This window comes from Nonomuraea sp. NPDC049646, assembly GCF_044465525.1.
Classification (GTDB): domain Bacteria; phylum Actinomycetota; class Actinomycetes; order Streptosporangiales; family Streptosporangiaceae; genus Nonomuraea.
Window position 1 is genome coordinate 36746 of sequence record NZ_JBITLU010000029.1, and the last position, 22203, is coordinate 58948.

Below are 22203 nucleotides of genomic sequence, written 5' to 3' on the forward strand. Positions count from 1 at the left end.
GCCGTCGGGCGTGGGCTGCCGATGAGATGATGCAAGAGAGAGCCCCAGGTGCAAGACGCGCCGACGAGCCACGAGGACGGGTCATCAACGGGGTGCGGTGCCGCAGGTCCGCTCAGGTCATGGCCGCCGGAGGCTTCGCGCGCATGGAGGAACTGGTCGGCGTGAGCTCTGGCACGGTTCAGCCGAACAGGGCCCGGAACCGGCGACGCAATGTTTTGGTCATGTTCTCCGGGTAACCGGAGTATCCAGTCCGATGTCTGAATCCCCAAGATCTCGAGACAAGGAGAGTCGCATGGCAGGCCATTATCTTCTGAAGAAGACCCCTTCGGGTTACCGGTTCAACCTGGTGGCAGGCAATGGCGAGATCATCGCCACCAGCGAGAGCTACACGACCAAGGCCAGCGCCCTCAACGGCATCGACGCGGTGCGACGCAACGCCGACAGTCGCATCGACGACCAGACCGGCGAACAGCAGCAGGCCGGGGGCGCTTCTCAGCGGTGACGGCGTCCATCCGGCTGCCGACAAGCTTCAGGGAAGGCAACGGCGGTCGGCTCCGCGCCGCTGCCGCCTTCTCCCGACCGCGCCATCGGCCGGAGCGGTCCGCGCGTTCGTCGTGATCACAGGAACCGCGCGGCCTGGAACAGGCGAGACAGCATGACACTGATGGAGAAGCCGCTGTAGCTGCCGTTCAGCGCGTGTGGCGGGCCGAAGGCCGGCGCTGTGTCCAAGCGATGCGGAATCTCGTCGCAGGGCAGGGTGTTTGCGCCGCGCACGCCGCGGTGGCGACCCGCGGAGCCGGTGCAGCCTTCACCGGGCGGAGCGGGTCCATGTCCCGCTGTCGGGGCCGCGGCGCACCGCCTGCCGGCGGTCACGGTTGCGCGAGCGCCCGGAGCGCACGGGCCTCTCCCGGACGGTGGCCGGTCTCACGGTGCACGGCCAGGGCGAGGTGGCCCTGGCGGACCGCCTCCGCGCGATCACCGGCGGCCAGCGCGACCTCCGCGAGCGCCGTGTACGCCAGCCCCTCCAGCAGACGGAACGAGCGTTCGCGCGTGATCAGCAGGGCCTCCCCGGCGAAAGCAGCGGCCTCCGCACCGGAATCCCCGCCCGAACCCGTGCCGGAATCCACCGCGCCCGCCAGGCCGATGAGCGCGGCGGCCCGGACGGCCAGGTGCATGTCGCCGGCCAGGTGCAGCGCCCTGCGGTGGTGCTCGGCGGCCTCGGCCCGGCGGCCCGAGCGCCCGCAGACCGTCCCCAGACTGTTGTGCGCCAACGCCTCCGACAGGCGGTCGCCCAGGTCGCGGCTGACCGCCAGGGCGCGTTCGGCCAGGGACCGGGCGGCGTCGTGGTCACCGAGCTCGCAGTGCACCTCGGCGAGGTTGACCAGGCAGGGCAGGAGCACGGCGGACGACCCTGCCGCCTCGGACCGGGCCCGAGCGATGCTCAGGTGTTGCAACGCCTCGTCGAAGCGGCCGAGCAGGTGGCAGACCTCGCCCAGGTTGCGGGAGATCATGCCGTCGGTGTCGGCGGGACGCAGCCCCAGCGCCTGGGTGAGATGGCGGTGGGCGGACTCCAGACGGCCCAGCCGGGCGTGGACCGCCCCCAGGTTGACGAGCTTGGCGGCCTGCCAGAGCGGCAGGCCGTCGGCCTGGTCGCGGGCGATGCCCTCCAGCAGGCAGCGGGCGGCCTCGTGCAGCCGGCCCGTCCGCAGGTGGAGGACGGCCAGGTTGTTCTGGACGGAGGAGACCCCCTCCTTCCAGCCGCCCTGCTCGGCCAGGGCGAGGGCACGGTTGTAGAGCGGCAGCGCCTCCGGGTCCTCCTGGAAGGCGCGCGCGTTGGCCAGGGCGAGCGTGGCGGCCGCCCGCCCGGCCGCGTCGCCCTCCTCGAACGCCGCCGCCATCGCCGACCGCGCGCACGACAGCCAGTGCTGCATGGTGCCGGTGTGCCAGAAATGGCTGCGCAGCGCGTCGGTGAGGAGCCACGCCGAGGCCCGCGGGCCCGACCGGGCCGCCTGGTGGACCGCGGCCACGAGGTTGCCCTGCTCGGCCGTCAGCCAGGCGGCGGCGGAGGCCAGATCGCCGAAGGAGCGCACAGCCACGCCCGCGGGCGCCGGGCCGAGCGGCAGCCTGGCGTAGTAGGGGTGGCAGCGGCCGACGGCGGCGCGCGTGTTGAGCAGATACCAGGAGTGCAGCCGCTGCCGGGCCTCGGCGATGTCGCCGGAGCTCTCCTCCGCGGCGGCCCGCTCCGAGGAGTACAGCCGCAGCAGGTCGTGGAAGCGGTAACGGCCGGGCACGTGCTGGTCGACCAGGTAGGCGCCGGTCAGCGCGGACAGCTCCCTCCGGGCCTCGGCCGTGCCGGAACCGGTGAGCGCGGCGACCGCGTCGAGCGGGAAGTCCATCCCAGGCACCAGGCTGAGCAGCCGGAACACCCGGGCCGTCGAAGGGGCCAGCGCCGCGTAGGAGAGCGCGAACGCCGCCTCGACCGCCGTGCCGCCGGCGCCGCCGGTGCTGCCGATCGCCAGCTCCGCCAGCCGGTCGCCGCCGCGCAGGGCCGTGACGTAGGCGGCCGCCGTGCCGTAGCCGCCCCGCTGGATGTTCGCAGCCGCGATCCGCAGCGCGAGCGGCAGGTTCGCGCATAGCCGGGCCAGCTCGGCGAGGACCTCGGGCGGCGTGGCGGCGGCGCCCGCACCGAGGACGTGCGCCAGCAGGCCGGCGGCCTCGCCGGGGCCGAGCACGTCGAGCCGCGTGATCAAGGCGTCGCCGTGGACGTTGAGCCCCGACAGGTCGTTGCGGCTGGTGACCAGGACGGCGCTGTGGCCGCTGGCCGGGATGAGGGGGAAGACCTGCTCGGGGCCGGTGACGTTGTCGAGCACCAGCAGCAGCCGCCGGTCGGCGGTCAGGGACCGGAACAGGGAGACGCGGGACTCCACGTCGGCCGGGACGGCCCCCGGCCGCACGCCGAGCGCGAGCAGGAAGCCGGTGAGGGCGTCGGCGGCGGTCCTGGCGGCCTCGGGGGAGTAGCCGTGCAGGTTGTAGAAGAGCTGGCCGTCGGTGAAGCGCCGGCGCACCCGGTGGGACCAGTGGACGGCGAGCGCCGTCTTGCCGACCCCCGCCGTGCCGCTGACGACCGCGACCCTGGCCGCCGTCGGGGCCGGGTCGCCGATGCCGAGATGGGCGGTCAGCTCCCGTAACTCCCGCTCGCGGCCGGTGAACGTGGCGATGTCGGGCGGCAGCTGGGCCGGAACGGGCGGCCTGGAGGACGGCGGCGGCTCCGCCGACCGGCTGCCGCTGGACGTCACGGCCTGATCGGAGGCCATGGCAGCTCCCGGGCCGTGGGGCGCGACGGCCCCGCGGCGCAGCACCTGGGCGTGGGCGCCGGAGAGCTCGGGGCCTGGCTCGACGCCCAGCTCGTCGCGGAGCCGGCCGCGCAGCTCGCCGAACAGCCGCAGCGCCGCGGCCCGCTGACCGGCCCCGGCCAGGGCCAGCAGGACGCGCGCGTTGAGGCCCTCGTGCAGGGGTTCGGCCGCGACCACCTCCCGCAGCCGCGCCAGCGCCGGCTCGTGCCGCCCGTGGGCCATGGCCAGGTCGGCATAGGCCAGGACGGCGGTCAGGCGCTGCTGGGACACCCCGACCACGACAGGATGATGGGCGGCACGCGGGGCCAGACCGGCGAGCACCTGCCCACGCCACAGCAGCAGCGCCTGCTCGTAGGCCCGCTCCGCCTCCTCCGGCGCGCCTGCCGCCCGGTGGGCGGCGGCGACCGCCAGCGTGGCGGTGAACACGAGCAGGTCGCTCTCGTCGCCCGCCAGCCCGAGCCGGTAGCCCTCGCCGACCCGGCCGATCAGCTCGGTGCCCGAGCCGGCCCGCACCCCGGAGAGGAAGCCGCGCAGCCGCGACACGTGGGTGTGCACCAGATTGTGGTAGCTGGCGGGGATCTCCTCGCCCCACAGGAACTCCACGATGTCGGCCGTCGTGACGACGTGGCCGGCCCGCAGCGCCAGCAGGCCGAGCAGCCGGCGCTGCATGGGCGGCCGCAGCTCGGCGGCGCACCCGCGCACGCGCAGCGTCAGCGGCCCGAGCAGCCCGATCCGCAGCGCCGGGTCGGGCTCGGCGACGGACAGGCCGGCCGCCTCCGCCACCAGGCGGACCGACCTGGCGCGCGGATCGCGCAGCAGGCCCCGCTCGATGTCGCGCAGCGTGCGCACGCTGACGCCGGCGCGGCCGGCCAGATCCTGCTGGGTGACGCCTTCCCGCTTCCGGTAGGCGAGCAGGCTCTCCGCCAACTTCATGCCGACACGCTACTGCTCCGCGCCGACAGGATCTCCTGACCTCCTTCCGGTACGGTGCCGGTGCCCGCCGTTCCCGCAGGTCGTCCGGACGATGGGGGCTCCAGGCGGCGTCCAGTGCCCGGAAAACCGGCTCTCCTACGCTCGGCGTGTCGATCGCAGGGGGTGACGATGTTCCGGTCCGTGGTGGCGTTCGCCGCGAACGGGGTCAGCTCGTACGGGGTGAGCGCGCTGAGCGGCGTCTTCGCCGACCGCTCCCACCTGGGGCTGCCCGCCTTCTCCTTCACCGTCTGCGCGGAGGCCGGCGGCCGGCTGCGGACGGACCTCGGCCTGTGCATGCAGGTGGAGCACGGCCCCGAGGCCATGGACCGGGCAGACCTGATCATCGTGCTGCCGGCCGGCTCCGGCGCCATGACGCTGGGCGAACCGGTCTCGCGGGCCCTCGTCGCCGCCTACCGCCGCGGCGCCGTCGTCGCCGCCTACTGCAGCGGGACGATCCTGCTGGCCGGCACCGGCCTGCTGGACGGACGGCGCGCCACCACCGACCGGCGCCTGACCGGCCTGCTGGCCGACGGCTTCCCCAAGGTCACGGTGGACCCGGACGTCCTGTACGCCGACGAGGGACGCGTCGTGACCGGGGCGGGCGGGGCCGCCGGTGTCGACATGTGCCTGCACCTGCTGCGCCGGGAGTACGGCGCCGCCGTCTCCAACGCGGTGGCGTGGGAGTCGATGGTGGCGCCGCGCGGCGAGCGGGGCCAGGTGCGGTACGTCCCGGCGCCCTCCGGCCACGCCGGGCGCGCGGACGCCGACGGCGACGGCCGCATGGCCGAGGTGCTCGCCATGACACCGGACCGGCTGCGGGACGTCCTGACCGTCGACGACCTGGCCAGGCACGCGTTGATGAGCTCGCGCACGTTCGCCCGCCGCTTCCGCGAGGCCACCGGCACCACGCCCCACGCCTGGCTGACCGGCCGCCGGCTCGACCGGGCCGAGGAACTGCTGGAGACCACCGCCCTGCCCGTCCAGGAGATCGCCAGGCTCGTGGGGTTCAGCTCGGACGCCGTGCTGCGCGACCACTTCGTCAGGCGGCACGGCATCTCGCCCCGCCGTTACCGGCGGGCCTTCAGGGAGCGGGCCGAGGCCGTCCGGGCGCGGCAGGCGTCCGGACGGCCGGGGCCGCTCACCGAGCCGGTCAGTTCTCCTGACCCCAGTGGATCCCGGCAGAGTAGAACGACGTGCCGAAACCGGCTCCGGCCGACGGCGTGCACCCCATCCCCTGGGCGGTGACCGAGCCGGTCCTGCGGCAGTGGTCGGCCGTGCTGTCCCCGTTGCAGTCCACCCGCCCGGGTTCGGCGCCACGCCCTCCAAAGGTACTTCGGGACTGGGGGGCACATTCGGGGAGGAGATCTGCTCGTCCGAAGCGTTCTGCGAACGTTCATGATCTCATCACGCCAGCGCCGGGACGAGGGTGCGGACGGGCCCTTAGCCTCGCCAAGGTCATTCAGACCCTGAACAAGCGGAGTGTCCCGTGCGTCATCACCATGCCCTGGCAAGTCTGGCCTTCGTTTGCGTGCTCGCCGCGCCGGCGGTCGCCCACGCGTCGACGGCCGACGGCCCCGGCGTGCTGCCCCAGAAGACCCACTTCGACCTGCAGGCCCACCGCGGCGGCCTCGGTATGACGACCGAGGAGTCGCTGGAGGGGTTCGCCAAGGCGTTGCGCCTCGGGGTGACCACACTTGAGCTGGACACCCATGTGACCAAGGACCTGAAGGTGGTGGTCAACCACGACCGGCAGATCAGCGCCCAGAAGTGCCAGGACACCGCGCCCGTCACCCCCGGGGACCCGATGTTCCCGTACGTCGGCAAGTTCATCAAGGACCTGACCCTGGCCCAGATCAAGACCATGAACTGCGGCTACAAGCAACTGCCCGGCTTCCCCGAGCAGGAGGTGGTCGACGGCTTCCGGATGGTCGAGCTCAAGGACGTGCTGGACCTTGTCAGGAGTCACCGGGCCAAGCAGGTCAAGCTGAACATCGAGACCAAGGTCGAGGCGGGCGCACCGGAGCAGACCGCGCCGCGCGAGCTGTTCGTGGGCCGCGTGTTCGAGGAGATCCGCGCCTCGGGCATCGAGCGCCAGGTCACCATCCAGTCCTTCGACTGGGGTGCCCTGATGGAGATGCACCGGCTCGCACCGGAATGGCCGCTGGTGGCTCTGACCAACTACGACTTCCTTCAGGTGGGCAAGCCGGGCGCCTCCCCGTGGCTCGGCGGGCTCGACGCCGACGACTTCGGCGGCGACTTCGTCAGCGCCGCCGCCGCCGTCCCGGGCGTCACGGCACTGTCCCCGGTGTACGGCTTTCCGCAGAACGGCACGATCAGCGACCCGACCTTCCGCTTCTACGTCACCGAGAAGATGGTGTCGGACGCGCACGCGCGCGGCCTGAAAGTGATCCCGTGGACCTGTGACGACCCGGCCACGATCGAGGCCCTCATGGACATGGGGATCGACGGTCTCATCACGGATTACCCGGACCGGGTCCGGCGGATCATGGCCGACCGCGGCATGCGCCTGCCGAAGCCCTACGACAAGTAGCCCTACGACGAGTAGCCCTCGACCGCTCCTGAGCGCTTTCGCGGAGAAGGCGTCCGTCCTGCGGAGTTGCGCCGGCCGCCGGGAGGTTCCGGCGGGTGTCGCGGACGAGGGCGGCGGCGTCGGCGATGGGGTCCAGCTCTGGTGCGGCGCCGGCGCGATGCCTCCGCCACTGAGGCGGACGCGCCGGCGACCTGGCCGCGTTCCAGCTCGGCGTGGTACTCGACGCTGACGCCGGCGAGTACGGCGACCTCGGTACGCAGCAGGTCGGAAACGCCGGGTCATGACCTCGCTGGGCCGCGGACGCCGTCCCTGTGCTCTGCGGCAGGGCTCGGGAAGGTGCCGGCATCGGTCGTGACCGGCCGCATCACCTCTCGGGCGTCAAGCGCCTGGACAGACAGTGGACGGACGCAGGTCGCCGCGACGCAGCCGGTCAACGTCAGGATGGCCAGCGCCGCGGTGGCACCGGCCGGTCCCCGGTCGAACAACCAGCCCACCGCGCTGCCGCCGACGAACGCCAACAGGCCCGACAGGAACGTCTGCACGCCCAGGTACGCCCCGAAACGCGTCGGCGGGGCGAGCCGGACGATCGTCTGGAACACTGCCGGCTGCAGCAGCCCGTCGGCGAGCCCGTGCAGCACGGCCACCAGCACCAGGCCCGTCAATCCGTCGCCCGCGCCGGCCGCCAGCAGCAGATGGCCTCCCGCGGTGAACAGCAATCCCGCGCGCAGCACGTGCGGGCGGTCGGCGCGGCCGGGCACCGCGCACCACGGCTGGACCGCGGCCGACACAACGGCGAGCACGCAGGAGAACACGGCCACCGCTGTCGCGTCCACGCCGCCGAGCGGCACCACCACCGACGACTGCTCCGTGAGCAGCATGGCGGGCGCCGACACGGCCGCGAACCAGACGAAGACCCGGTCCCGCAGCACCGTTCGCACCCCGGAGGCGACCCCGCGCACGACCGGCACGCGCGGGACGTGCCGCACGAGCGAGAACAGGAATGCCGCCGCGCCCCACAGCGCCGCCGCCGTCAGCGCGACCAGCCAGAAGCCCACGTTCAGCAGCGCCAGCCCGAGCAGCGGGCCGAGCACGGCCGCGGCCTGCAACGTGATCGCGTACGCCGCGTATCCGCGCGCCCTTCGCCGTTCGGCGAGCCCGGCCAGCAGCGACTGTGCCGCCGGGTGGAAGAGCGCTCCGCCCGTGCCCAGCAGGACCACGGCGATGATCAGCCAGGGCAGGGTGGACACGGTGCCCAGCAGGACGAACCCGGCCGCGCGCAGCAGGCACGCCAGAATCCCCATCCGTACCGGGCCGAGCACGTCCACCAGCACGCCGACCGGAAGGGAGAGCGTGTGCTGCACGAGATTGCGCAGCGCCAGCACCAGGCCGATCAGCCCGGCGGCCAGCCCGAGGTCGGCTCGCAGGTGCAGGACGACGTGCGTCATGGCCGCGAAGTAGCCCAGCGAGATGGCCGCCTGGACGGCGACCACCACGGTGACCGTGCGACGGTCACCGTGCTCTGCGGATGAGACGCTCACGCGGCGGGCAGGACGTTCAGCCGGTGCAGCAGTTCGCGGGCGAGCGTGGCGCGCTTGGCGGCGTCGCCGTCCTTGGCGATGTCCATGTTCAGGGCGAAGGTGTACACGCGTCCGCCGCGCTCGACCCAGCCGGTCCACCAGCCCGTGCCGGGGCCGGGGGCGTTCTGCCAGCCGGACTTGGCGTACAGCGCGTACCCGTCCTTCTTCTCCTGCAGGATCAAGTCGTGGACGGTGCGCTGGTTCTCGCGCTTGGCGGGCAGGTGCAGCGCGGCCAGCCGTGCCATGAACCGGGTCTGCTCCACCGCCGAGATTTTCAGCGGCCCGTCCAGCCAGAACCGGTCGACCACTGACCCGGTCTGCCGGTTGCCGTAGCCCAGCCGGTGCAACCACTGGCGTTCGCGCGCGAGGCCGATGCGCCGGGCGATCACCTGGAACGCCGCCGCGTTGGAGACGCGGACGGCCTCCCGCATGGTCATGTCCTTCTCCCACTCGGGAAACGGCTGCGGAGTGCCGTCCCAGGGGATCACCTCGTCGGGGCTCTTGACCACGCCCGTCTCCAGCGCGACCAGCGCGTGCGGGACCTTGAAACTGGAGGCGGGCACCATCGGCGTCCCGGCCCGTCGCCGGTCCACCACGGTCGTCTCCTTGGACGACACGTCCAGCAGCGCGAACGTGCCTCGCACGCCGGCCGTGTCGAACACCGCACGCAGGTCGTCGCGCACCGTGGTTCCCGGCCGTGCCTCTGTGGCCGCGGCGGGGGTGCCCGGTGATGCGGTGGCCGCGTACGAGGGAGCACCAAGAAGGGTGAGCGAGGTGAGCGCGATGACGCCCAGCCCGGAATGGAAGGCATGGGGGATTGTCTTCTTCATGCGCAGAGGACATCACGGGACATAGATCGTGTCCAATATCGATATCAACGGAAGACCGATATTCGAATTGGTATGGCCGCTGGCAGATGAGCCTTCTCGCTGCAGTGTTCACGAACGGGCTCGGCCTCGGACGGAGGTGAGACCGGAAGATCGTTTCCCGGCCGGGAGCCGTCGCCATGGCCGGCGGTGCGGCGGCGGCGGGCCCGCCCCTGTTCCGGGCTGCCGATCAGGGCTGGATGTTCTCCAGGTCCTCCAGCAGACTCGGGTGCTTCGGCTCCCAGCCGAGCGCCTGCCGGGTGTGGGTGCTGGTCGAGGGCTGGTCGGCCGCGAAGATGGCGCCGAGAGGACCGTAGGTCTGCACCGGCACGGACTCGACGGGCAGGCCCAGTCGCCGGCCGATGACCGCGGCGATGTCACGCACCTGGTCGCCCTCGTCGGCCACTGCATGCCAGGCGGTGCCCGCTCCGGCCTGCTCCAGGGCGAGCCGGAAGAGGACTGCGGCGTCGAGGGCGTGCACGGCCGGCCAGCGCTGCGTGCCGTCGCCCGGGTAGCCGGACACTCCGCTCTGACGCGCGATCCCGGTCAACATGCCGGCGAACCCGCCCGTGCCCTCATTGTGCACGGTCCGCGGCAGGCGGACGGCCGAGCTCCGGACCCCGCGCGAGGCCAGGCCCAGGACTGCCGTGACCGCGCGACCGCGACCACCGACCGGCCCCGTGGTCGGAATCGGGTCGGCCTCGGTGGAGGCGCGGCCTGGCACGGCGGGCGTGCCCGAGCAGGCGACGAAGGGACGGTCGCTGCCGACGAGTGCCTCGCCGAGGGTGGCGAGGGCGGCGCTTTCCTCGGCGACCGCGTTCGCCAGGGCTTCGGGGCTGCTGAAGTCGTGGGCGAAGGCCAGGTGGATCACGCCGTCGGCCTGAGCGGCGCCGGCGCGCAGGACGTCGAGATCGGCCAGACCGCCCCGGATCGGCTCGGCGCCGGCCGCCGAGACGGCCTGCGCGGAGGCGTCGGAGCGGGCGAGTGCGAGGACGGTGTGGCCGTTGCTGAGAAGCTCGGCGACGACGGCGGACCCGATCAGACCGGTGCCGCCGGTGATGAAGACGCGCATGGAATTCTCCCGCGAGTGATGGGACTCTTGTCCCATCACCGTAGCAGAGTGACGGGACAAGTGTCCCATCACGTATGATGGGCGCCATGGGACGATGGGAGCCGGGCGCGCGCGAACGTCTCGTCATGGCGGCCGTCGACCTGTTCACCGAGCACGGGTACGACGCCACGACGGTCGCGCAGATCGCCGAGCGCGCCGGGGTCACCAAGAGCACCTTCTTCCGGCACTTCCCCGACAAACGCGAGCTGCTGGTCGCCGGGCAGGAGACGCTGAGCTGGCTGCTGACCGAAGGCATCGCCGAGGCGCCCGCCGACGCCAGCCCGCTCGAGGCGGTCGCCGCCGGCCTGGAGCGCGCCTCGACCGCGATGGGCCCGATGAGCCGGGAGATCGCCCCGCGGCTGAAGGCGGCCGTCGCCGCCAGCGCCGAACTTCAGGAGCGCGACGCTCTCAAGAGCGTCAGCCTCGCGGCCGCCATGACCGCCGCCCTGGTCGCCCGCGGCGTGCCCGATCCGACCGCCGCCCTCGCCAGCGAGCTCGGCGTCCTCGCCTTCAAGCGGGGGTACGCCGAATGGTCCGAAGGCGACCGTGCCCCCGAGGTCGGGTTCGCCGCCTACCTCTTGAAGGCCCTCGACGAGCTGCGCGCCGCGAGCGCATCGCTGGGCTGACTGGACCAACTCACCCGCTCCTCGGCCGCCTGCCGAGTCATTCCTCAGCCGTTTGGCCGTGCTGATGTCGGAAGCCACTCTCATGCCGCGAAGCGTGCGCTGCTGCGTGCTTTCCCGTCGATCGTCGAAGCGGGTACAAGTCAACGACCTTCATGGCGCGGCCTATGGCCCGATGGTGCCGCATGGGGTGAACGGTCCCGATGCAGTGGCAGGCGAGGCACTCCTGGGCCGCTGCACGGAGTGCGGTGGGGGGCTGCCGAGCGACAGTGAAGACGTGGCCTGGTGCGCGTTTTCTGGCGGTGTTAGCGTCGGGAAGTCTGGTCGGACATGTGGTGATGTCGCCGGCCCGGAGGAGAAGGCGTCATGGAATTGATCCCGCTCTCTGACATCGACCGCTCCATGATCGACCTCGTGGGAGGCAAGGGCGCCGGCCTCGGGGAGATGATCAGAGCGGGGGAACGCGTCCCCGACGGCTTCTGCCTGACCGTCGAGTCCTACCGGTCCGGGAATCTGCCGGAGAAGGAGCTGGCCGAAGCCTACGAGCGGCTCGGCGGCGGGCGGGTGGCCGTACGCTCCAGCGCCACCGCCGAGGACCTGCCGGAGGCCAGCTTCGCCGGTCAGCAGGACACCTTTCTCGACGTCGAGGGAATGGGTGAGCTGATCGCCGCAGTCCGGCGGTGCTGGGACTCGTTGTTCACCGAACGCGCCGTCGCCTACCGGGCGGCTGCGGGCGTCGGCGAGGCGGCCATGGCGGTGGTGGTGCAGCGCATGGTGGACCCCGTCGTGGCGGGCGTGCTGTTCACCGCCAACCCGATCACCGGCTGCCGTACGGAGACGGTCATCGACGCCGCCCCCGGTCTGGGGACCGCCATTGTCGAGGGCACCGTGGTGCCGGACCACTACGTGCTCGGGCGGGGGGCGTCGGCCGTACCGAACTCCGACGGCTGCCTGAGCGCGCAGCAACTCGAACACCTGCGCGCGGCCGGGCTGCGCCTGCAGGAGCACTTCGGCTCGCCGCAGGACATCGAGTGGGCGATCGACGCCGGCGGTGTGCTGTGGCTGCTGCAGTCGCGGCCGGTCACCACACTCTTCCCGCTGCCGCCCGACACCGGCGACACACGGCTCTATCTGGAGTTCGGTCACATGCAGGGCATGCTCCGCCCATGCACTCCGATGGGCGTGTCGCTGCTCAAGGCGGGCGGGAGCCTGTGGTTCAAGGCAGCGGGAGCCAGGATCGACCGGCGTGACCCGCTGCCCCGGCTGGTCCCCATCGGCGGCCGGATCTACTTCGACGCGACCGACTTCATGCGCAACAAGACCACGCGCAAGCGCATCGGGACCTCCCTGGAGGTCTACGGGCCGAGAGTCCAGAGCGCCGTGCTGCGGATGCTCGATGACCCACGGTTCGCGCCGCGGCCCGGCCTCCCCTTCGACGTCGGCACCGTGCTCAAGGGCGCCTTGCGCATGCTGCCCGCCGGGGTCGCCGGAGTGGCGTCGAGCCTGGCGAACCCGGCTCGTGCGCGGGCCCGCGCCTTTCGCGGGGTCGCGGAGATCAAGCGGATGATCGTCCCACCGGGCGAGTCCGCCACTGCTGCGGAGCGGCTGCGCTGGGTCATCGAGGATTCCCACAAGGCGGTCATGAGCCTCGACATGAACGGGATCCTGTGGCCGCTGGTCACCGGCATGGTGGCCGGGACGATGCCGGCCGTCCTGCTCAAGGGCGTCGCGACGGACGCTGAACTCGACACCGTCCTCGGCGGCATGCCGTACAACGTGACCACCGAGATGGATCTCAAGCTCTGGGACCTGGCAGTGCGGGCGCGCGAGCACCGCGACCTGTTCCTGGACACCCCGCCGGAGGACCTCGCCGCCAGCTACTTCGCGGGCGAACTGCCGGACATCGGCATGAGCGACTTCCTGGACAGGTACGGCATGCGCGCCGCGGCCGAGATCGACGTCGGCGTGCCTCACTGGGACGAGGACCCGGCGCCGCTGTACGCCGTCATCGCCAACTACCTGCGCAGCGGCGATCCTGAGCAGGCGCCCGACGTGCGCTTCAACGCGGCGGCGGTCAAGGCGGAGCAGATGGTCGAGACGCTGGCGCGGCGGGCGCGGCGCAGGCGGCCGGTGCGGGGCCGGCTGGCGGTGTTCTTCATGCGCCGCTCGCGTCAGCTCACCGGGCTTCGGGAGATCGCGAAGTACGCCTGGCTGCCCGCGATCCAGGCGTGCCGGCGACAACTCCTGCGGGCCGGCGCCGACCTGGCCGGCCGGAATCGGCTGGAGCGCGCCGACGACATCATGTTCCTGACGCTGGACGAGGCTTGGGCCGCTGCCCACGATGGGGCGGACCAGCGGGAACTGGCCGCGACGCGGCGCGCGGAGTACGAGCGGGAGCTACGTCGGCGTGCCGTGCCCGGCGCCCTGCTGTCCGACGGGACGGACGTCGAGGCACTCGCCCCCGCCCCGCCGATGCAGGACGGCGTGCTGGCCGGGATGTCCGGAGCGGCCGGGCAGGCGACCGGCAGGGCGCGGGTGATCCGCGACCCGATCGGCGCGCGCATCGAGCCGGGCGAGATCCTGGTGGCGCCCACCACGGACCCTGGATGGACGCCGTTGTTCATGACCGCGGCGGGCCTCGTGACCGAGACCGGCTCTCCGGTGGCGCACGGCCCCACTGTCGCGCGCGAGTACGGCATCCCCGCCGTCATCTGCGTCCGTGACGCCACCAACGAGATCAAGACCGGGCAGCTGATCTCCATTGACGGAACAGCGGGCACGGTGCGCCTGGAACCGGAATGATCACCTGCGAGATGTGGTCGCGGGATGCCGCCCTGCTCCGTGCGTGCTCGTACGCCCTGGGGCGGATGGTCGAGGTCCCGCAGTGCCGGAAACGCAAGGGGCGGAAGGGAAACCGCAGCCTGATCGCTGATCGGCTGCAGGCGTGACGTATCTGCCGCACGAGGTGTGGTTCTGTCAGCAGGCCAGATGGGTCACATGACGGGATTGTTGTTGGCATAGGCATCCGTGAAGCTGCTGGGGATCGGTCAGTTCCATGACCGGCTGTGAGAACTCACCGCAACAGTCCCACGGCCCGCAGCCCTTGCTCATAACCACCTTCGGTGCAGGCCCAGAATCGCTCGGCCGCATCGATGACCGCCAGGCTCTGGCCGGTCGTCCAGGCCTCGATCATGTCCAGCAAGGCAGCCCCGTCCGCCGCCCACACCTCGGGCGCACCCAAGGCGATCACTGCCGCCACTTCCTGCGCCAGCAGCCGCTCTCTGGTCAGGCGGTCGACGGAGGGCAGCCCGTTCACCGCGTCCACGATCAGCAGGGCTTGCCGCAGGCTGAGCGGAGGCAGGGCCGTCATCCCGCGGCCCGCTTCCGGACGGCGTGCAGCGGCCCTGGCGGCGTCTCGGCACTGGGGGCGACGACTTCGATGCCGGCCACGTGGGCGAGCAGTTCGATCGCCCGCCGCCAGGAAGTCTCGTATCCCTTGTCCGGTTCGTGCGCCCAGCCGGCGTGTGTCTCGAACGCTGTCAGCGCGTATGCGGCGTTCTCGATCATGCGCTCATTCTAGTCAAACAATCGTCACAAACAAATGTTTTGCACAAGCGTTCCAAACGTGTGTATGGTCCCAGGCATGGCACAAGCAACCGCAACGGCCACAGCCGTGAGCGACTTCAGCCGCCTGTCCAGACGCGTCAGACAGGCCGGGCTCCTCGACCGCCGCCCCCGCCACTACCTGCGGCGCATCAGCGTGGTGGCAGCCCTCTACCTGTCCGGTGTGGCTGCCTTCTTCCTGCTCGGCGACTCCTGGTTCCAGGTGCCGCTGGCGGCCGGCTTCGCGATCGTCTTCGCCCAGGTCGCCCTCGTCATGCACGACCTGGCGCACCGGCAGATCTTCCTCGGCAGGAGACCGAGCGAGATCCTCGGCCGGCTCGGCGGCAACCTCGGGATCGGCCTCGGATACGGCTGGTGGATGAACAAGCACACCCGCCACCACGCCAACCCCAACCACGAGGACCTCGATCCCGACGTCGTTCCCGACGTCCTGGTGTGGTCGCAGGAGCAGGCCCGCGACAGCCGCGGGCTGGCCCGGCTCATCGGCGGCAGGCAGGCGCTGCTGTTCTACCCTCTGCTCCTGCTGGAAGGGCTCAACCTGCACCTGGGCGGCGTCCGCGCCCTGCGCCGGCCCTGGATGAGACACCGCGTCCTGGAGGGCGCGCTGCTGTTCGCCCACTTCGTCCTCTACCTGGGAGCGCTGGTCTGGGTCCTGCCGCCCGGCAAGGCACTGATCTTCTTCGCCGTCCACCAGGGTCTGTTCGGCCTCTACATGGGCTGCGTCTTCGCCCCCGGCCACAAGGGCATGCCCACCCTGACGGGTACGGCGGAGCTGGACTTCCTGCGCAAGCAGGTGCTCACCACCCGCAACGTGCGCGGCGGCCGCCTCATCGACCTGGCCATGGGCGGCCTCAACTACCAGATCGAGCACCACCTGTTCCCCAGCATGCCCGCCCCCAATCTCCACCTGGCCCAGCCCATCGTGCGGGCCTACTGCGGGCAGCTCGGCCTGCCGTACCACGAGGTCGGCTTCGCGGCCTCGCACGCCGAGGCCCTGCGTCACCTGCACCACGCCGGTGCACCCCTCCGCGAGAAAGGCCGTTCATGAAAGCCGGACGCAAGCAGTGGATCGGGCTGGCCGTCCTGGTCCTGCCCGTGCTCCTGATCTCCGTTGACCTGCACGTCTTGTCGTACGCGCTGCCGTTCATCAGCGCCTCCCTGGCGCCGAGCGGCTCCCAGCTGCTGTGGATCATCGACATCTACCCGTTCGTGCTGGCCGGGCTGCTGCTGCCGATGGGCACGCTCGGTGACCGGGTCGGGCGGCGTCGCCTGCTGATGGCGGGGGCCGCGGCGTTCGGCGCCGCCTCCGCGGTGGCCGCGTTCTCTCCCAGCGCCGACCTGCTGATCGTCACCCGGGCCCTGCTCGGGGTGGGCGGCGCCACCTTGATGCCCTCGACGCTGTCGCTGATCCGCAACATGTTCCACGACGACGGCCGGCGCCGGGTCGCGATCGCCATCTGGACCGGCGCCTTCGCCGGCGGCGCCATGCTGGGCCCGCTCATGGGTGGCGCGTTGCTGGAGCACTTCTGGTGGGGCTCGGTCTTCCTGGTCAACCTGCCGGTCATGGCGCTGCTGCTGATCCTGGCGCCGCTGCTGCTGCCCGAGTCGCGCGACCCGCGTCCGGGCAGGTTCGACCTGCTCGGCGTGGCCCTGTCGCTGGGCGCCATCCTGCCCACGATCTACGGGATCCAGCACATCGCGCAGGACGGCCTCGGCTGGGCGCCGGTGCTGGCCATCGTCGCCGGGCCGGCGATGGGCGCCGCCTTCGTGCGGCGGCAGCGCTCGATGGCCGATCCGATGCTGGACGTGCGCCTGTTCGGCAGCCGCGCCTTCACCGCCGCGATCGGCGCCAACACCCTCGGCGTCTTCGCCATGGTCGGCTCCAGCCTCTTCACCACGCAGTACCTGCAGATGGTCATGGGCGCCAGGCCGCTCGTCGCCGGTCTGTACGCCCTGCCCTCGGCGGGCATGGCGATGCTCGCCGCCGGGCTCGCGCCGGTGCTGGTCCGCAAGGTCAGGCCGGGGCTGGTGGTCTGCGCCGGGCTGCTCGTCGGCGCGAGCGGATTCGCGCTACTGTCCAGGCTGGACGTGACCGGGCAGAGCGGTCTGCTGATCGCCGGGATCATGCTGATGGCCGGGGGCGTCACCCTCGTCCTGACGGTCTCCTCCGACCTGATCATCGCCACCGCTCCGCCGGAGCGGGCAGGCTCGGTCGCCGGGTTGTCGCAGGTGGCCACCGAGTTCGGCGGCGCGCTCGGCATCTCGCTGCTGGGCAGCATCGGCACCGCCGTCTACCGGGCGCACCTCACCGGCGTTCCGGCCCCGGCCCTGGACACCCTCGGCGGCGCTCTGGAGTCGGCGCGCCACCTGCCGGAGCCGGCGGGGACCGCTGTGGCGGCCGCCGCGCGTGAGGCGTTCACCCAGGGCCAGCACTACGCCATGATCGCCGCGGCGGTGGCACTGGTCCTGATGGCGCTCGCCGCGCCGGTCATGCTGCGTGCCGTACGGCAGGCGAACCGGCCACATCCTCGCCTGAACCACCCCGCGAGGCACGAGATGCGCTAGACGTCACCTCCGTACCGGACACCCTTCGCCCCGCAGGGAAAGACGCCCGTGCCCGCCCCCACCAGGGTGAGCACCTCCTGAAAGGTGCCGGCCACCGCCCCGACGGGCGGCGCGCAGGTATTCGGGAATGGACGACGACGGCCCGACGACACCGCCAGCACGGTCGGCCAGTCCGGGTGCCGTTCGCGGAACACCTCGGCCGTTCTGAAAGCGAGTTGTCCGGTGGCGGGGGCCAGGCCGTCCCGCAGTTGGATGCCGATCGGAGTCAGCCGGATCCGGCGGGCGGAGCGCTCGAACAACGGAACGCCGACGCGCCGTTCCAGCTTCTGGACGGTCTGGCTGACGTGGGCGCGCGACACCAGTCGGCCGTTCGGCCGAAGTGCAGTTCCTGGGCGAGGGCCAGAAGGTCTCGATCTCGCTGCGCTCCAGGGCCACCGCCCGCACCTCTGTTCGGACGTCTGTCTTTTCTCCCGAATTGACCAGCCGCGAGAGTCGGACGTGCGAGAACCGCCAATGACATGCAGGACCCCACCATGACTCTCTCCACCCGCGTCGCCGTCGTCACCGGGGCCTCCAGCGGCATCGGAGCGGCGACCGCCCGGCTGTTGGCTGCCCAGGGCGCGCTGCACAGCACCTTTCACGGCTACGTCACCCTGGAGACGGCGGGCGGGTTCGGCCGGACCGAGCGTGAGGTCGATGCGTACTGGTCGCGCGGCCTCGACGCCCTGCTCCGCCCTGTGACCGAGCGCCAAGCGGCTGTTTGAAACAGTTGTTCGTGGCGCTGGTAAGATCACCTGATGGGAGTCCCCGAGGATTTGCTGGCAGCGGCCAAACAGTGCCTGTCCGAGCGCGGCTACGCCCGCACGACGGTCCGGGACATCGTGGCAGTCTCCGGCAGCAACCTGGCCGCGATCAACTACCACTACCGCTCGAAGGACGCCCTGCTCGCCCAGGCGATGATCGAAGTCACCGGTCAGGCGGTCGCAGAAGTGCTCAAGGCCTTCCCTGACGAGTCGGCCAAGTGGTTCGAGGAGTTCTGGGCCCGGCTGATCGAGTCGTTCCAGGCCAACCCGATGGTCTGGCGGGCCAACGTCGAGACACTGGCCCAGGCGCCGCACCTGCCCGACGTGCGCACCCGGCTGGCCGAGGGGCAGGCGCTCGCCCAGCGCGAGCTGAGCCATCGCCTGCCCGGCCAGGACGCGGCGGGCGGGCAGGTGCTGCTGACCTTGTTCATCGGCCTGCTGGTCCGCTGGCAGATCGACCCGGACAACGCCCCGACGGCCCAGGAACTGGCCGCCGGACTCCGGTCGGTCGCCCAGGCGGCCGCCGGCTAGCTGCATTGCCCCGTAGCGTTGCCGACGCCTGCACGCGGCGGACCAAGGAGTCCTCTTCACCGGAGACACCCTGTTCAAGGGCGGTTCCGGGCCCGCAGTCGAGCAGCAGCCTGGTTCCGGCGGGGGTGACCAGACGGCCGGAACTGGCCACTCCGGGCGACGGCATGCCCGCCCGGCAGCCGAGCGCGGTCAGGCGCATCGCTTCGCCCTCGTGGTCGAGCATCCCTTGAGCGTGACGCGGACGTGGATCTGGGGAGCCAACTGCGCCTGACGAACTTGCGAGCCTTCGCCGACAGGAGAGTGGCCTCATCGGACGGCGTGCCGCCACCTGGTGCCGAGGGCGATCTGTCGCAGTCGCCCGATGGTGAGAGTGGAGACCTTGCGGGCGCGGCGGCGCCGGCCGAGGTCACGAACCGCGCAGCCGACTTCTCGCGGGTCGGCGGCTCGGGGCGGCGGAGAAACAACGCGCTGTCGGTCTGGGCTGGCCGACCGGGGTAGCGTCCACGAACGCCTCGATCGTCCCGGCCGGCACGCCGGTCACCCCTTCGACGTCGTCGGAGGCGCGGTCGTACACCCATTCACAAGGTCATCGACATCGTGTCGTGCGCGTGCCTGACCTCTGTGGTCGGTACAGCTAACCGCCCCTACAGGCCCCGTCCCAGCCTGAGGGAAAGCTCTTACCGTGCGAACCGGTTCCACTGCAGGTCCGCCCCCGAACCTTGACCAGCGAGCGGACATACCGCGATAACCATCGTAGGCAAGACCACACTTCATGTAGAGGTGCATGTCCGTGTCGCCCCCAAGACAGGAAGACTCGGCGCCGAGCACCGGCGCGCGCTGGCCGGGCTGGGACGAGCAGTTTCCGGCTCGGGTACGTGCGGCCACGGCGCGGCTCGAGATGCCCGCACCGGCGGATGGCGACTTGGTCGTCCGTGACGGGCCGGAGCGGGCGGCGGCCAAGCCCGGTCCGCCGCTGTGTATCAGAGCGGGTTGGCGAGAACCGCTGGAGCGGCTGGTAGCCGCTTACCACCGGCTCATCGAGACGATCGTGACTGCCTATCCGCACGATCCGCGGCTGCGCACTGTGCTGGTCTGGCCTCCGGGGCTGAGGCCCGAGCAGTTCGCAGGGGAGGTGCTCGCGGCCGGGCGGGTACACGTGATGCGGCTGGACGTCATGCCGCAGCCTGACGGCGCCCTCAAGGTGCTGGAGACCAACGCCAACTGCCCCGCGGGCTTGGGCAAGGGCAGCCAGTGCGCGCGCTGGCGGCCGCTGCTGACTGCGGCCGGTGTCCAGGTGCCGCCGCCGCTGCCCGGCGAAGTGCCGCATTGGCTGGGACGCTGGTTACTGCAGGTGGCCGAGCAGGAAATGGGGCGGCGTCCGGAGACGGTGGCGCTGCTGCGGCCGGAGGGAGGCCATCGCACCGAGTTGGACGGGTACGCGCACGCGCTGAACGCCCTGGGCATCGGCGTCGTGGAGGCCGACCCGTGTGAGATGCGCCTGGTCGGCGGTCGTGCCGTCGTCGGCGGGCAGGTGGTCGAGTGCGCCTACGCCAAGATCGGCATGCAGGACATGGCACGGCTGCGGTCCCGGCTCCAGTCCTACGTGCGGGCGGTGTGTTCGGGGGCGCTGTTCGTGCCCAACGGGTTGCGGGCCAGGCTGATCGGCGACAACAAACTGTGCCTGGCCGTCTTGTCCGACCCGCGCTTCGCGGACCTGTTCGACCCGGCGGACTATGCGCTGGTGCAGGGCAGCATTCCCTGGTCGCGCAACATCGCCACTTGCGATCTCGCCACGGTCGGCCTGATTCGCGGCTGTCCTGATGGCTATGTGTTGAAACGACCGCTGGACACACGGGGCAGGGGCGTGGTGGTGGGGCGGGAGGCGCCCGACTGGAACGCCAGCGTCGATGTCGCGCTGGCCGAGGGGTGGCTGGTTCAGGAGTACTGCGCCGCCCCCGTACTGGAGGCCGACGACGGGCAGGAGCCGCTGCGGCACGACCTCGAACTCGGCGCCATCAACGGCCGCCTGATCGTGGCGGGGTCGCGGGCGAGCCGCGAGGAACGCGTCAACGTCGCCCGCAGCGGCCGAACGCACCCGGTGTACCTGTGAACGCCCCGCGGCCGGGCGGGGTGTCTGCCTCGATGCCGCTGCCGGCGGGACTCTTCGTTCGGGTGCTCGTCATGCCCCGTCTTGTGCAGGCCGCCGGTCTTCGACTGCGCGGGAACATTCGTCCAAGACTGGCGGCGGGCCGCGCGTGCATGGTCGCCGCATGAGTCGATACGACATTGCACGTTCGCACGGGATGCACGTGGTCCATGACGGCCCCCGGCAGGCGCCGCCGTTGTTGCTCATCCACGGGTCGGGGGCCTCGGGCGGTTTCTGGGGCCCGGTGGTCCCGACGCTGACCGGTCACCATCACGTCATCCGGGTCGATCTCCCGGGTTGCGGCCAGTCCCCGCCCGCGCCGTCGTATGACGTGCCCGCGCAGGCGGGTCAGGTGGCGGCGCTGCTGGACGACCTCGGGCTTCGCCACGTCGCCGTGGCCGGGCACTCCAGCGGCGGCTACGTCGCCACGGCGCTGGCCGAGCAACGTCCCGACCTCGTGGGTTCGCTCGCGTTGATCAGTAGCGGCCCGAGTCCGGATGCGCTCCTCCGGCAGCCGTTCATCCTCCGGGCGCTGCTGGCCCCGCCGCTGGGCCCGCTCATATGGCCGAGGCGTTCGGACGCGATGATCCGCAGGGGGATCAGCGCGATGGCCGTTCGCCCCGTGGACCTCCCGGACGCCGTGGTCGCCGATGTACGCGGCATCACCTACCGCGTGATGAGGACGGTGCTGCGCCAGAACACCGCCTACATCGCCGAACGGAGCGTGCCCGAGCGGCTCGCCGCCCTCGGCGTCCCCGTGCAGGTGATCTTCGGTGCCGCCGACCCCCGTTGGGAGCCGTCGTCGGCGCACCGATACGAGGCGGTGCCGGGCGCGCGGGTCGAATCGCTGCCCGGCGTCGGGCACCTACCCATGCTGGAAGCCCCCGAGGCGATCGGCGAACTGCTGCTGGACTTCACGGCGGCGGGGCCGACGTCGACCCGTGATCCCTGATGCCTGCACTGGCCATGTGTCGCCTGCCGGAATGCCGTCTGACCAGGCGCTCGGTGCGCGCGCGAACGGGCTGAGGCTGGGCAAGGGGGAGCGGAGCTGGTTCTGCTCTGCGCGAAGCCGACAGAGCTCGAACGCGCCATCGATCTATGGTGAGGTATGGCCTCATCCCTGCCGTCGCGTCCAGCGATCGATCGGACCGCCCCCGAGCCGTCTCCGGCTCGCGAGCCGCTGTGGCGGCAGGTGCTCGGTGAGCGCTTGAGAGGGCTTCGCCATGAGCGGGGCGAGAAGTTGAGCGAGACGGCAAGCCGCGCCGGAGTCTCGCCGCAATATCTCTCCGAGATCGAGCGAGGCGTCAAGGAGCCGTCGAGCGAGATGATCGCCGCGGTCGCCGGGGCGCTGGATGTGACCCTGGTCGATCTGACCCTTGCCGTTGCCGAGAGTCTGCGGCCTGCTCCGCAGGGCGCGTCCAGAGGCGCCACCTGCTCGGCGGTGTATGCTCTGGCCGCGTAGCGCGGCTTGCCGGGGTTGT

The 22203-nt window shown here is 71.6% G+C and carries 19 protein-coding genes; 12 read left to right on the forward strand and 7 right to left on the reverse strand.

Translation table 11 applies throughout. From position 1 onward, the window contains the following. The first annotated feature begins 292 nt into the window (after window positions 1–292). Entirely contained in the window at window positions 293–502 is a 210-nt protein-coding gene (locus ACIBQ8_RS48270; protein WP_397169210.1) for a YegP family protein, read from the forward strand. 367 nt (window positions 503–869) lie between these two features. On the opposite strand, the gene ACIBQ8_RS48275 is transcribed toward ACIBQ8_RS48270, so the two are convergent. Further along, window positions 870–4286, reverse strand: coding sequence for a tetratricopeptide repeat protein (locus tag ACIBQ8_RS48275; RefSeq protein WP_397195555.1), 3417 nt, complete (start codon window positions 4284–4286; stop codon window positions 870–872). Between the two features lie 168 nt (window positions 4287–4454). On the opposite strand from ACIBQ8_RS48275, the gene ACIBQ8_RS48280 reads away from it, so the two are divergent. After that, window positions 4455–5570 carry a GlxA family transcriptional regulator gene (locus tag ACIBQ8_RS48280; RefSeq protein WP_397169207.1) on the forward strand — a complete coding sequence of 372 codons (1116 nt, stop codon included), beginning with the start codon at window positions 4455–4457 and terminating at the stop codon, window positions 5568–5570. A 283-nt stretch (window positions 5571–5853) separates the two neighbouring features. Next, window positions 5854–6876, forward strand: coding sequence for a glycerophosphodiester phosphodiesterase family protein (locus tag ACIBQ8_RS48285; RefSeq protein WP_397195556.1), 1023 nt, complete (start codon window positions 5854–5856; stop codon window positions 6874–6876). A gap of 278 nt (window positions 6877–7154) precedes the next feature. Here the strand turns inward: ACIBQ8_RS48285 and ACIBQ8_RS48290 are convergent, their stop codons facing one another. The 3 genes from ACIBQ8_RS48290 to ACIBQ8_RS48300 form a co-directional block, all read right to left on the reverse strand. Next, entirely contained in the window at window positions 7155–8414 is a 1260-nt protein-coding gene (locus tag ACIBQ8_RS48290; RefSeq protein WP_397169203.1) for an MFS transporter, read from the reverse strand. Then, entirely contained in the window at window positions 8411–9283 is an 873-nt protein-coding gene (gene blaOXA, locus ACIBQ8_RS48295) for a class D beta-lactamase (RefSeq protein ID WP_397195557.1), read from the reverse strand. The genes ACIBQ8_RS48290 and blaOXA overlap by 4 nt, the downstream gene beginning before the upstream one ends. 226 nt (window positions 9284–9509) lie before the next feature. Then, window positions 9510–10391, reverse strand: coding sequence for an SDR family oxidoreductase (locus tag ACIBQ8_RS48300; RefSeq protein ID WP_397169200.1), 882 nt, complete (start codon window positions 10389–10391; stop codon window positions 9510–9512). A gap of 86 nt (window positions 10392–10477) precedes the next feature. On the opposite strand from ACIBQ8_RS48300, the gene ACIBQ8_RS48305 reads away from it, so the two are divergent. Both ACIBQ8_RS48305 and ACIBQ8_RS48310 read left to right on the forward strand, forming a co-directional pair. Next, window positions 10478–11056: a TetR/AcrR family transcriptional regulator gene (locus tag ACIBQ8_RS48305; protein ID WP_397195558.1), complete on the forward strand. Its 579-nt coding sequence runs from the start codon at window positions 10478–10480 to the stop codon at window positions 11054–11056. A gap of 363 nt (window positions 11057–11419) precedes the next feature. Then, window positions 11420–13855, forward strand: a complete 2436-nt coding sequence (locus ACIBQ8_RS48310; protein WP_397195559.1) for a PEP/pyruvate-binding domain-containing protein — start codon at window positions 11420–11422, stop codon at window positions 13853–13855. Window positions 13856–14126: 271 nt separating this feature from the next. Here ACIBQ8_RS48310 and ACIBQ8_RS48315 read toward each other — a convergent pair whose 3' ends face one another. Then, window positions 14127–14423: a hypothetical protein gene (locus ACIBQ8_RS48315; RefSeq protein ID WP_397195560.1), complete on the reverse strand. Its 297-nt coding sequence runs from the start codon at window positions 14421–14423 to the stop codon at window positions 14127–14129. Next, on the reverse strand, window positions 14420–14620 hold the full coding sequence (locus ACIBQ8_RS48320) for a hypothetical protein (protein ID WP_397195561.1): 201 nt from the start codon (window positions 14618–14620) through the stop codon (window positions 14420–14422). The genes ACIBQ8_RS48315 and ACIBQ8_RS48320 overlap by 4 nt, the downstream gene beginning before the upstream one ends. A 76-nt stretch (window positions 14621–14696) precedes the next feature. Between ACIBQ8_RS48320 and ACIBQ8_RS48325 the strand changes: the two genes are divergently transcribed. Then, window positions 14697–15725: a fatty acid desaturase family protein gene (locus ACIBQ8_RS48325; RefSeq protein WP_397195562.1), complete on the forward strand. Its 1029-nt coding sequence runs from the start codon at window positions 14697–14699 to the stop codon at window positions 15723–15725. After that, window positions 15722–17242, forward strand: a complete 1521-nt coding sequence (locus ACIBQ8_RS48330; protein WP_397195563.1) for an MFS transporter — start codon at window positions 15722–15724, stop codon at window positions 17240–17242. The genes ACIBQ8_RS48325 and ACIBQ8_RS48330 overlap by 4 nt, the downstream gene beginning before the upstream one ends. Here the strand turns inward: ACIBQ8_RS48330 and ACIBQ8_RS48335 are convergent. Next, window positions 17239–17601: a LysR family transcriptional regulator gene (locus ACIBQ8_RS48335; protein ID WP_397195564.1), complete on the reverse strand. Its 363-nt coding sequence runs from the start codon at window positions 17599–17601 to the stop codon at window positions 17239–17241. The genes ACIBQ8_RS48330 and ACIBQ8_RS48335 overlap by 4 nt on opposite strands. Before the next feature lie 174 nt (window positions 17602–17775). On the opposite strand from ACIBQ8_RS48335, the gene ACIBQ8_RS48340 reads away from it, so the two are divergent. From ACIBQ8_RS48340 to ACIBQ8_RS48360, 5 genes are all read left to right on the forward strand, one after another. Beyond that, window positions 17776–18006, forward strand: coding sequence for a WHG domain-containing protein (locus ACIBQ8_RS48340; protein ID WP_397195565.1), 231 nt, complete (start codon window positions 17776–17778; stop codon window positions 18004–18006). A 33-nt stretch (window positions 18007–18039) separates the two neighbouring features. Beyond that, entirely contained in the window at window positions 18040–18576 is a 537-nt protein-coding gene (locus tag ACIBQ8_RS48345; protein ID WP_397169187.1) for a TetR/AcrR family transcriptional regulator, read from the forward strand. Window positions 18577–19360: 784 nt separating this feature from the next. Continuing rightward, window positions 19361–20686 (forward strand): hypothetical protein, encoded by a 1326-nt coding sequence (locus ACIBQ8_RS48350; protein WP_397195566.1) that lies wholly within the window; start codon window positions 19361–19363, stop codon window positions 20684–20686. 160 nt (window positions 20687–20846) lie between these two features. Then, complete coding sequence (locus ACIBQ8_RS48355) at window positions 20847–21674, forward strand: alpha/beta fold hydrolase (RefSeq protein WP_397195567.1); 828 nt, start codon at window positions 20847–20849, stop codon at window positions 21672–21674. 156 nt (window positions 21675–21830) lie between these two features. Continuing rightward, window positions 21831–22184, forward strand: a complete 354-nt coding sequence (locus tag ACIBQ8_RS48360; protein WP_397195568.1) for a helix-turn-helix domain-containing protein — start codon at window positions 21831–21833, stop codon at window positions 22182–22184. The last annotated feature ends 19 nt before the right edge of the window (window positions 22185–22203 follow it).